Source organism: Streptomyces chiangmaiensis, assembly GCF_036281785.1.
In the GTDB taxonomy this organism is placed as follows: Bacteria; Actinomycetota; Actinomycetes; order Streptomycetales; family Streptomycetaceae; genus Streptomyces; species Streptomyces chiangmaiensis.
In genome coordinates this window covers 1-10,292 of the sequence record NZ_JAYWVC010000250.1, presented here as the reverse complement: position 1 = coordinate 10,292, position 10,292 = coordinate 1, and the positions used below count along the sequence as shown (strand labels likewise).

Annotated in this window: 9 protein-coding genes and 1 pseudogene; 1 reads left to right on the top strand and 9 read right to left on the bottom strand. The window is 69.1% G+C overall.

Annotation, left to right across the window (positions count from 1 at the left end):
* The first annotated feature begins 90 nt into the window (after positions 1-90).
* Positions 91-1,137 (top strand): transposase, encoded by a 1,047-nt coding sequence (locus VXC91_RS38410; protein ID WP_329511985.1) that lies wholly within the window; start codon positions 91-93, stop codon positions 1,135-1,137.
* Here VXC91_RS38410 and VXC91_RS38405 read toward each other — a convergent pair.
* The 9 genes and pseudogenes from VXC91_RS38405 to VXC91_RS38365 all read right to left on the bottom strand — a co-directional run.
* Positions 1,112-1,423 (bottom strand): annotated as a pseudogene (locus VXC91_RS38405) (YccF domain-containing protein); the annotation flags it as partial. The gene VXC91_RS38410 and the pseudogene VXC91_RS38405 overlap by 26 nt on opposite strands.
* A complete protein-coding gene (gene htpX, locus VXC91_RS38400) occupies positions 1,420-2,283 on the bottom strand; it encodes a zinc metalloprotease HtpX (protein ID WP_329511983.1) in 864 nt (287 codons plus the stop codon). The pseudogene VXC91_RS38405 and the gene htpX, both read right to left, overlap by 4 nt.
* Before the next feature lie 217 nt (positions 2,284-2,500).
* A complete protein-coding gene (locus VXC91_RS38395; RefSeq protein WP_329511982.1) occupies positions 2,501-4,000 on the bottom strand; it encodes an NADH-quinone oxidoreductase subunit N in 1,500 nt (499 codons plus the stop codon).
* On the bottom strand, positions 3,997-5,571 hold the full coding sequence (locus VXC91_RS38390; protein WP_329511981.1) for a complex I subunit 4 family protein: 1,575 nt from the start codon (positions 5,569-5,571) through the stop codon (positions 3,997-3,999). Before VXC91_RS38390 ends, VXC91_RS38395 begins: the two co-directional genes overlap by 4 nt.
* Positions 5,572-5,577: 6 nt before the next feature.
* Positions 5,578-7,569 carry an NADH-quinone oxidoreductase subunit 5 family protein gene (locus VXC91_RS38385; protein WP_329511980.1) on the bottom strand — a complete coding sequence of 664 codons (1,992 nt, stop codon included), beginning with the start codon at positions 7,567-7,569 and terminating at the stop codon, positions 5,578-5,580.
* Entirely contained in the window at positions 7,566-7,931 is a 366-nt protein-coding gene (gene nuoK / locus VXC91_RS38380) for an NADH-quinone oxidoreductase subunit NuoK (RefSeq protein WP_329511979.1), read from the bottom strand. The genes VXC91_RS38385 and nuoK overlap by 4 nt, the downstream gene beginning before the upstream one ends.
* Entirely contained in the window at positions 7,931-8,563 is a 633-nt protein-coding gene (locus VXC91_RS38375) for an NADH-quinone oxidoreductase subunit J family protein (protein WP_329511978.1), read from the bottom strand. The genes nuoK and VXC91_RS38375 overlap by 1 nt, the downstream gene beginning before the upstream one ends.
* Positions 8,560-9,072, bottom strand: coding sequence for a 4Fe-4S binding protein (locus VXC91_RS38370; protein ID WP_329511984.1), 513 nt, complete (start codon positions 9,070-9,072; stop codon positions 8,560-8,562). The genes VXC91_RS38375 and VXC91_RS38370 overlap by 4 nt, the downstream gene beginning before the upstream one ends.
* Before the next feature lie 110 nt (positions 9,073-9,182).
* A complete protein-coding gene (locus tag VXC91_RS38365) occupies positions 9,183-10,151 on the bottom strand; it encodes a complex I subunit 1/NuoH family protein (RefSeq protein WP_329511977.1) in 969 nt (322 codons plus the stop codon).
* Positions 10,152-10,292 lie beyond the last annotated feature (141 nt).

The following is a 10,292-nucleotide window of genomic DNA, read 5'->3' as shown; positions in this document are numbered from 1 at the left end:
GTATGGGGGCAGTCCATCACGATCAAGCTTCCGCGCATCCTCACCCCCGATGAGGCGGCCAACCTCAAGCGTAAGTCGGTCGTACGGGTAATGGCCACGCGTCGCAACTGTGCCACCTACCCGCTCTCCGGCAGGGTCACCGGCTTGTGCGAAAATACCTATACCGGGATCAGCCGTGAATCAACGAATTCTGGCGGACGTCAATATCGTTGCAGTGGCGGGAATAGTAATCGTCCCGCTGGAAAAGAATCGTGCGGCTGCTCGTACGTGGACGCTCAAGCTCTTGAGGATCACGTCTGGGAAGAGGTCGTGAAGCTCATTGGGGACGGCCGCAGGCTGGAGGAACTTGCCGCGGAGTGGATCGGCCTTTCCGAAGGAGACAAGGAAGCCAACATCGAGCGGATCTCTGATCTTGACCGGCAGATCGGAGAACTCAATGAGGCCATCACTGCCGTGACCGTAGCCACGGCCAAGAGGACCCGGTCGGCCGAGGCGATCGCCGCCGCCACGGCTCCTCTCGGCGAAGAGCTGCAACAGCTCGAAAGGCTCCGCGATGAAGCCGCACAGTGGCTCTCCGAGATGGAAGACGCGGACCGCAGGGGTCGTGATCTACGGGATCTCGCCAAGCTCGCGCGCAGCTCATTCCGACACATGGAACCGGTTCAACAAGCCGAGATCCTCGATCTGCTGGAAGTGAGGGTGACGTTCACCGGGCCCGTACCGAAGGAGCTGAAGACCGGGACGCCTTGTCCCGTACGCGCCTGGTACGAGGCGGCCGGTCTGGAGGTCCCTGCCGCTGTCCTCTCCGATTCCGACTGGCGGACAGTCGCCCCGCTGCTTCCTCAGCGCCCCGGTGACGCAATCCGCCGCTCAGTCAACGCGATCTTCTACAAAGCGCGTACGGGAATGTCCTGGCCGGAGATCATCTCTGAGCTGGGAGTAACCAAGACATCGGCGGACCACTTCCGCAGGTGGTCCAGCGACGGCACTTGGAAACGGGTCAACGAAGCGCTCACGCACACAACGCGAGTGCCGGCTTGGGCCCCTGAGCTGCTGCCACCGATGACCATTGAAGGCCGGGTCGATCCCCGGATGATGCTGAGCGCCGCTGAGCCGTCCCGAACGGGATGCCGATGATCGTGAGGCACAGGGCGATGCCGGTGACGATGTGGGCGAGGGCCAGCCACCATCCGGCCAGGATCAGCCACAGGACGTTGCCGATGCAGGAGGGCGCGCCCGCGTCACGGCGCTCGACCGTCGTATAGCCGAAGGGCCACAGCGCGTAGACGCCGATGCGAAAGGCCGCGATGCCGAACGGGATGCCGATGATCGTGAGGCACAGCAGCACGCCCGCGAGCAGGTATCCGAGGAACAGCCAGAAGCCGCTCAGGACGAGCCAGAGGACGTTCAGGATCGTCTTCACCGGTGACGACCTGCCATCTGCTCGAGCCGGGCGATGCGCTCCCCCATCGGCGGGTGTGTGGAGAACATCTTCGTGAGTCCCTGACCGGCACGGAAGGGGTTCGCGATCATCATGTGGCTCGCCGTCTCGAGGCGCGGCTCGGGCGGCAGGGGCAGCTGCTGGGTGCCCACTTCCAGCTTGCGCAGGGCGCTCGCGAGCGCCAGCGGGTCGCCGGTCAGCTGGGCGCCGGAGGCGTCCGCTTCGTACTCCCTGGAGCGGCTGACGGCGAGCTGGATGAGAGTGGCGGCGAGCGGGCCCAGGATCATGATCAGGAGCAGGCCGAGGATGCCGGGGCCCTCGTCGTCGTCCGAGCGTCCGATCGGGATCAGCCAGGCGAAGTTCACCAGGAACATGATCACCGAGGCGAGGGCGCCGGCCACCGAGGAGATCAGGATGTCGCGGTTGTAGACGTGGCTCAGCTCGTGCCCGATGACGCCTCGCAGTTCGCGCTCGTCGAGGAGGCGGAGGATGCCGTCGGTGCAGCATACGGCCGCTTTGCGCGGGTTGCGGCCGGTCGCGAACGCGTTCGGCGCGTCCGTCGGAGAGATGTACAGGCGGGGCATGGGCTGGCGGGCCTGGTTCGAGAGCTCGCGGACCATGCGGTACAGCGCGGGGGCCTCGAACTCGCTCACCGGGCGCGCACGCATCGCGCGTAGAGCGAGCTTGTCGCTGTTCCAGTACGCGTACGCGTTCGTGCCGATCGCTACGAGAAGCGCGACGATCAGGCCGGTACGCCCGAAGAAGCTGCCGATGATGATGATGAGTGCGGACAGTCCCCCGAGGAGTACTGCGGTCCTGAGCCCGTTGTGCCGGCGGTGCACGGTACGCCCTCCAAGTGGTGCGGCAGGGGAACCCTTTGTCTGCGAATGTTGTTGACTCCACTTCTCAGTGGACCCTCCCGCACTGGTCAACGCCAGGCGGCGAGCTCGAGTTCCCTTGTGCGGGCATCGGAGCGTGTGAGCCGTCCGGGTGAAGAGGCGGCACGCACCCTGCACGCGCGTGAGGATTCCGCGTGCACACGCGCGTGCAGGGCGTCCGTCAGAAGAGGCCGGTGGCCGAGAAGCGCAGTACCAGCTGGGGCGCTCCGGACAGGGTGACGCCCAGGACGGCGGTCAGCGCGATGGCGGTCGTGAGCGGGGCCGGCACCCGGTGCTTCTCGGGCTCGCCCTCGGGAGCCCGGAAGAGCAGGGCCGTCCACTGGAGGTAGTAGAAGAGTGCGATCACCACATTGACGGCCATCACCACGGCGAGCCAGCCGAGGCCCGCGTCGACGGCCGCGGAGAAGACGGTGACCTTGGCGAAGAGGCCGATGATGCCGGGCGGGAGGCCGGCCAGGCAGAGCAGGAAGAACGCCAGGAACAGGGCGGCGAGCGGGTTCGAGGCGTACAGGCCGCGGTAGTCGGTGATGCGGTTCAGAGTCCTCGTACGGCCCACGAGCGCGGCCACGGCGAAGGCGCCGAGGTTGACCGCCGCGTACATCAGGGCGTACGCCACCGTGGAGCCGATCGCCTTCTGGGCGTCCTTGGAGTAGCCGGCCGCGGCGATCGGCACCAGGAGGTAACCGGCCTGGCCGACGGAGGACCAGGCGAGCAGGCGTACGGCGCTGTACGCGCGCGTGGCCTGCTGCCGCAGCGCCCCGACGTTGCCGACGGTCATCGTGAGACAGGCCAGCGCGGCGAGTGCCGGGCCCCAGACGTCCGAGTAGGACGGGAGGGCCACGACGGTGACAAGGATGAGGCCGGAGAAGCCGACCGCCTTCCCCACGACCGACAGATAGGCGGCGACCGGCAGGGGCGCGCCCACGTACGTGTCGGGTACCCAGAAGTGGAACGGGACGGCGGCCGTCTTGAAGGCGAAGCCCACGAGGGTGAGGACCACACCCGTCTGGGCAAGCACGTGCAGCTGACCGTCCACGTGCTGGATCCGGTCGGCGACCTGGGTGAGGTAGAGCGTGCCCGTGGACGCGTACACGAAGCTGATTCCCATGAGGCTCACCGCGGTGGCGGTGACGGACGAGAGGAAGAACTTCAGGGCCGCTTCGGAGGACCTCTTGTCGCCGTACCGGATGCCGACGAGGGCGAACGCGGGCAGGGAGGCGACCTCGAGGGCGACGATGAGGGTCGCCAGGTCGCGGGAGGCGGGCAGCAGGGCGGCACCGGCCGCGGAGGAGAGCAGCAGGAACCAGAACTCCCCTTCGGGGACCTGCCTCTTGGCGTCCTTGAGGGCGGTGACGGACAGCAGGCCCGCGAGGAGGGCGCCGCCGAGCACGAGGAACTGGATGACGAGGGTGAAACGGTCCGCCGTGTAGCTGCAGAGGTGCGGGTCGCCCGCCAGGCAGAAGGTGGCGCGGTCGCCGTTCAGGAGGGGGAGCAGCATGAGCGCCGCGGCAGTGAGTCCCACCAGTGAGACCCAGCCGAGGAGCGCCTTCCTCCGCTCGCCGAGGAAGAGGTCCGCGACGAGGACGACGAGCCCGACGACTGCCGCGATGGTGGGCGGCGCGATCGCCAGCCAGTCGACGGACTGGACGAGGGAGCTCATCGGGTGCCTCCTGCGAGGAGTTGCTGCACGGCCGGGTCGGTCAGGCCGAGGAGGGCCCTGGGCCACAGGCCGGCGACGACGGTGAGCGCGACGAGCGGTGTCCAGGCCGCGAGTTCGAACGTGTGCACGTCGGCAAGCTGCGGGGAGTCCTGCGGAACGGCGCCCATGCACACCCTCCGCACCACGATGAGCATGTACGCCGCGGTCAGCAGGGTGCCGAACGCGGCGATCGACATGAACGTGAGGAACGCGGGGCGGCTGAGATCGGCGGCGGGCTTGAACGCGCCGAACATCGCGAGCATCTCCCCCCAGAAGCCGGCCAGGCCCGGCAGGCCCAGCGAGGCGACCGCGCCGAAGGCGAGCAGGCCGCCGAGGCGGGGAGCCTTGCCGTAGAGGGCGGCGCCGGTCTTCTCGGCGAGGGTGTCGAGGTCGGTGGTACCGGTGCGGTCCTTCAGCGCGCCGACCAGGAAGAAGAGGAGGCCGGTGATGAGGCCGTGGGCGATGTTGGCGAACAGCGCCCCGTTCACGCCGGTCGGGGTCGTCGTCGCGATGCCGAGCAGCACGAAGCCCATGTGGCCGACGGAGGAGTAGGCGATGAGCCGCTTGAGGTCGCCCTTCGCGCCGCGCTTGGCCAGGGCGAGACAGGCGAGGGATCCGTAGACGATCCCGACGACAGCGAGGGCGGCGAGGTACGGGGCGAAGGTGTGGAATCCGTCGGGCGCGATCGGCAGGAGGATCCGGACGAACCCATACGTACCCATCTTCAGCAGGACACCGGCCAGCAGCACCGAACCGACGGTCGGCGCGGCGGTGTGGGCGTCGGGCAGCCAGCTGTGCAGCGGCCACATCGGCGTCTTGACCGCGAGCCCGATCCCGATCGCCAGAACGGCGATGACCTGCACGGATGTGGTGAGCGACCGGCCGCTGTCAGTGGCGAGTGCCACCATGTCGAACGTGCCCGCCTTGAGCCCGATCAGGAGCAGGCCGAGCAGCATGACGACGGAGCCGAGCAGCGTGAAGAGGATGAACCTCCAGGCCGCCTGGGTCCGCCCCTCACCGCCCCAGCGGGCGATGAGGAAGTACATCGGGATGAGCACCATCTCGAACGCGAGGAAGAACAGCAGCAGATCGAGGACGGCGAAGGTCGCGAGGGTGCCGGACTGGAGGACGAGCAGCAGGGCGACGAAGGCCTTCGGGGACGGGCCCGCAGGCATCTTGAAGTACGAGTAGAGCGCGCAGAGGAAGGTCAGCAGCGCGGTCAGGACCAGAAGGGGGAGGGAGATGCCGTCGATGCCGAGGTGGATCCGCACATCGAGTGCGGGGATCCAGCTGATGTCGGTTGTGGCCTGCATCTTCGACGGATGGTCGTGGTCGAAGCCGAGCGCCAGGACGATCGCCGCGATGAGCACGGCGCCGGTGACCGTCACGCCGTGCCGCAGCACGGCCTGCTCGGGCGATTTCCCCTTCAGCCCGGGCGGGGCCGGCAGAAGGGCGGCGAGCGCACCGAGGAGCGGCACGACGACGATGAACGCCAGAAGGAACTGCATCACGGACTCGCTGATATCGATCACGTCTGCTCACGCTCCCGTGGCGACGAGGAGGGCGGCCACCGCCAGGACGACGGTGCCGGCGAGCAGCGCGCTCACATAGGTCTGCACATTGCCGGTCTGGGCGCGCCGTACGGCGGCCCCCAGTAGGCGAGGTAGGGCGCCGGCGCCGCGTACATAGGTCTCGACGACCTCGCGGTCGAGGAACCGGACGAGGTTCGCTCCGGCCCTGACCGGACGGACAAAGAGCGCGTCGTACACGGCGTCCAGATGGAAGCCGACGGCGGCATGGCGGTGCAGCGGGCCGAGCAGAAGACGGCCCGGGTCCGCGGCGTCGTACGCGTAGGCGACCTCTCCATACGCGGGCGCGTGGCTCGCGATGGCCTCGGCCTCGACCGGACCGGCGTCCGCCTCGGGGCGGGCCACGACCGCCCCCTGGGGGACACGGGCCGCGAGCGCGGTGGTGTGCCGCCAGGCGCCGTAGGTCACGAGTCCCCCGACCAGCGCGAGGCCCGTGCCGAGGACGGAGGTGATGAGCGTCGGCGTCAGGTCATGACCGTCGAACCAGTCGGGGAGCACGCCGTACGTCAGTCCGAACGCCAGCGACGGAACGGCCAGCACCCAGAGCACGACGTTCATGACGAGCGGCTGCCTGCCGTGGTCCGGTGCCTCGGCTCCGTGGCCCCGGAAGGCGAGCAGCCACAGTCGGGTCGCGTACGAGGCGGTGAGCAGGGCGGTGAACAGGCCGACCAGCAGGACGATCCACCCCGCAGCACCGGGGGCGTGCTCGGTGTGGCCGGTGGCGACGTGCTCGGCGGCGCCGAGGACGGACTCCTTGGAGAAGAAACCGGCGAACGGCGGGATTGCGGCGAGAGCCAGGAGCGCCACGGTCATCGTCCAGTAGGCGTCCGGGACGCGGGCGCGCAGGTCCTTCATACGGGACATGGCGGCCAGCGAGTTGGTGCCGGCGGCGTGGATGATCACGCCGGCGGCGAGGAAGAGCAACGCCTTGAAGGCACCGTGGGACAGGAGGTGAAAGACGGCGGCACCACGCTCGCCGACGGCGAGGGCGCCGGTCATATAACCGAGCTGGCCGATCGTCGAGTACGCGAGAACGCGTTTGATGTCGTCCTGGGCGAGCGCAGCGAGCCCCGATCCCGCCATCGTCACGGCGGCCATGACGGCGAGGACGACCATCGCGGCCGAGGAGGCCTCGAAGACCGGGAGGAGCCGGGCGATGAAGTAGACACCGGCCGCGACCATGGTCGCGGCGTGGATCAGCGCGGAGACGGGCGTCGGGCCCGCCATCGCGTCGGGGAGCCAGGTATGCAGCGGGAACTGTGCCGACTTGCCCGCCACACCGGCCAGGAGCAGCAGCGCGATCAGGGTCGGGTGGTGCAGCCCGCCGGTCGCGACGGTGCCCAGGACCTTCGTGATGCGGAAGGAACCGGCGTCGGTACCGAGCGCGAACAGCCCGATCAGGAAGGGGACGTCACCGAGCTTGGTGACCAGGAGGGCCTTGATGGAGGCGGCGCGGGCCTCCGGGGTCTCCCAGTAGTGGCCGATCAGGAAGTAGGAGCAGATGCCCATGACTTCCCAGCCGACCAGCAGCACGATCAGGTCGCCCGAGTAGACGACCAGGAGCATCGCGGAGGTGAACAGGGAGACGAGAGCGGCGTACGAGGGGTAACGCGGGTCGTCGCGCAGATAACCCGTCGAGTAGATCTGCACGCAGCAGGCGACGACACCCACCAGAACGGCGACGAGTGCGGCGAAGCCGTCGATGTGGAGCGTGAGCTCGATGGGGACCGAGCCGGTGGGCGTGAGCTCGGTCGCGGAGTCGATGGCCCGGCCGCCGCCCTGACGTATGGCGACCAGTACGGCCAGCGCGAGCGCCGCGACGGTCGGCAGGACGGCGACCGGGCGGACGAAGCCGGGTGCGGTGCGGCCCAGCAGCAGGCCGGCCGCGGCGCCGAGGAACGGAAGGAGGGGGACGAGGGCGGCGAGGGTGGTCGTGGTCACGCGGTGGCCTCAGCCTTCTCAGCCGCGGGGGTGTCGCGTTCATGGCCCTCGGCGGTGTCGCGGAGTCTGTCGATGTCCGAGGTGCCGCGGTTGCGGTAGACGGCGAGGACGATCGCCAGGCCGATGCCGATCTCGGCGGCGGCGATGGCGATGGTGAACAGGGTCAGGGCCTGGCCGGAGTGCAGCGTCTCGCGGGCGGTCCTGCTCAGCCAGACGTCGAAGGCGACGAGGTTGAGATTGACGGCGTTGAGCATCAGCTCGACCGACATCAGGACGAGGATCGCGTTGCGGCGGGCGAGCACGCCGTACAGGCCCGTCGAGAAGAGGAGGACGGAGAGGACGGCGGGATAGACAAGGTGCATCAGCGGACGCCCTCCTTCTCGCTCCGGGTGGCCGGGACGGTCGGGGTGTCCGCGGTGGAGGCCGCCGCGTCCGCCTTCGCCTTGCGGGAGAGAACGATCGCGCCGACAAGGGCGGCGAGCAGGAGGACGGAGAGGGCCTCGAAGGGAAGCACCCAGTTCTGGAACAGGCTTGCGCCCGTGACCTTGGTGGAGCCCGAGGGGGCGCCGTCGAGGTCGATCCAGGTCGTGCGGAACGCGTCGACGACCACCCAGACCAGAGCGGCCGCGGCGGCGACGGCCACGGTGAGGGCGGCCCAGCGGTTGGCGGAGTCGGCGTCGGGCGAGCGGCCGATGGGCGCCCTGGTGAGCATCAGCCCGAACAGGAGGAGGACGACCACGGAACCGACGTAGATGAGGACCTGCATCCACGCGATGAACTCGGCGGTGAGCAGGAGGTATTCGACGGCGAGACCGCCGAGGGTCACCACGAGCCACAAGGCGGCGTGCACCAGCTGCCTGGTGGTGACGGTGACGAGCGCGGCGCCGAAGGTCACCAGCCCGACGAGGAGGAAGGCGATCTCGACGCCGGTCGGGGAGAGAAAGCCGTGCGTTTCGGTGGCGGTCGTGGTCGCCAGGGCGGAGGCGAGGCTCATGACGCTCCCTCCCGCGGATCGGCAGGCTCGGTCGGCTCGGCCTGCGCGGCGGCCAGCTTCTCGGCGGTCTTGCGGGCGGCGGCGATCTCCTTGGGCTCCTCGGCGCCGGGGTCGAGGGCGGGCGGAGCCGGCACGGTCCACATCCACTCGCGGAGCTTGTCCCGCTCGTGGGTGAGGTCGCGGATGTCGGTCCCGGCGTACTCGAACTCCGGGGACCAGAACAGAGCGTCGAAGGGGCAGACCTCGATGCAGATGCCGCAGTACATGCAGAGGGAGAAATCGATGGCGAAGCGGTCGAGCACGTTGCGGCTGCGGTCCCGGCCACCGGGGGTCGCCGCCGGGATCGTCTCCTTGTGGGAGTCGATGTAGATGCACCAGTCCGGGCACTCGCGGGCGCACAGCATGCAGACCGTGCAATTCTCCTCGAACAGGCCGATGACACCGCGGCTGCGGGGCGGAAGAGCCGGCTGGGCGTCGGGGTACTGCTCAGTGACGGACTTCTTCGTCATCGTGCGGAGGGTGACGGCCAGGCCCTTGGCGAGGCCGGAGCCCGGGACAGACCGGCGGGCCCGCCCGGAGGGCGTCGTCGCGGTGCGGTGGTCGGGCGACGGTCGGGACACTAGGAGATCACCACCTTGACGATGCCGGTGAGGGCGATCTGGGCGAGAGAGAGGGGGACAAGGGCGGTCCAGGAGAGTTTCTGGAGCTGGTCCTCCCGCAGTCGGGGATAGGTGACGCGCAGCCAGATGACCACGAACGCGAGGATCGCGGTCTTCAACAGCGTCCAGACCCAGCCGAGACCGTCGGCACCCCAGGGGCCGTGCCAGCCGCCCAGGAAGAGAACGGTGGTCAGGCCGCACAGGACGATGATTCCGGCGTACTCGGCGAGCAGGAACAGGGCGAAACGGAGCCCGGTGTACTCGGTGTACGCCCCGAAGATGATCTCCGAGTCGGCGACGGGCATGTCGAACGGCGGGCGCTGCAGCTCGGCGAGACCGGCGACGAAGAAGACGATGGCGCCGACGATCTGCCAGGGCAGCCACCACCACTCGAACGCGTCGACGATGCCGGGGAGCGAGACGGTGCCCGCCGCCATCGCCACCGAGGCGGCGGCGAGCAGCATCGGGAGTTCGTAGGCGAGGAGTTGTGCTGCGGTGCGCAGGCCGCCGAGGAGGGAGTACTTGTTGGCGGAGGCCCATCCGGCCATGAGCGAGCCGAGGACGCCGACGCCCATGACGGCGAGGACGAAGAAGATGCCCGCATCGACCGCCTGACCGACGGCGCTCTCGCCCGGGCCGATCGGGATGGCGAGGAGGACGAGGAGGTACGGCAGGAGGGCGACGGCGGGGGCCAGCTGGAAGACACGGCGGTCCGCGCCCGCCGGGACGACGTCCTCCTTCTGCGCGAACTTCACACCGTCGGCGACGAGCTGGGCCCAGCCGTGGAAGCCGCCGGCGTACATCGGGCCGAGACGGCCCTGCATATGGGCCATGACCTTGTGCTCGGTCTGGCCGACGATCAGGGGGAAGGTGAGGAAGACGACGAACACGACGAGGAGTCGCAGGGCGACGTCGAGAGCGCCGTTCACCGCGTGCCTCCGGAAGGGTCGTCGGGAGTGGGGGTTTCGTCGGGGTCCGGGGACGAGGACTCGGAAGGCGGGCCGTCGTCGCGACGGGTTTCGCCTCCGGCCGTCCCGGCCCGGGCTTCGGGTGCGGCCTGGTCTTCCGGC

Excerpts from the sequence above, each read along its gene's own strand:
- VXC91_RS38375 (WP_329511978.1), bottom strand. The coding sequence starts at position 8,563 with ATGAGCCTCGCCTCCGCCCTGGCGACCACGACCGCCACCGAAACGCAC.
- VXC91_RS38410 (WP_329511985.1), top strand. The coding sequence starts at position 91 with ATGGCCACGCGTCGCAACTGTGCCACCTACCCGCTCTCCGGCAGGGTC.
- nuoK (WP_329511979.1), bottom strand. The coding sequence starts at position 7,931 with ATGCACCTTGTCTATCCCGCCGTCCTCTCCGTCCTCCTCTTCTCGACG.
- VXC91_RS38395 (WP_329511982.1), bottom strand. The coding sequence starts at position 4,000 with ATGAGCTCCCTCGTCCAGTCCGTCGACTGGCTGGCGATCGCGCCGCCC.
- VXC91_RS38370 (WP_329511984.1), bottom strand. The coding sequence starts at position 9,072 with ATGACGAAGAAGTCCGTCACTGAGCAGTACCCCGACGCCCAGCCGGCT.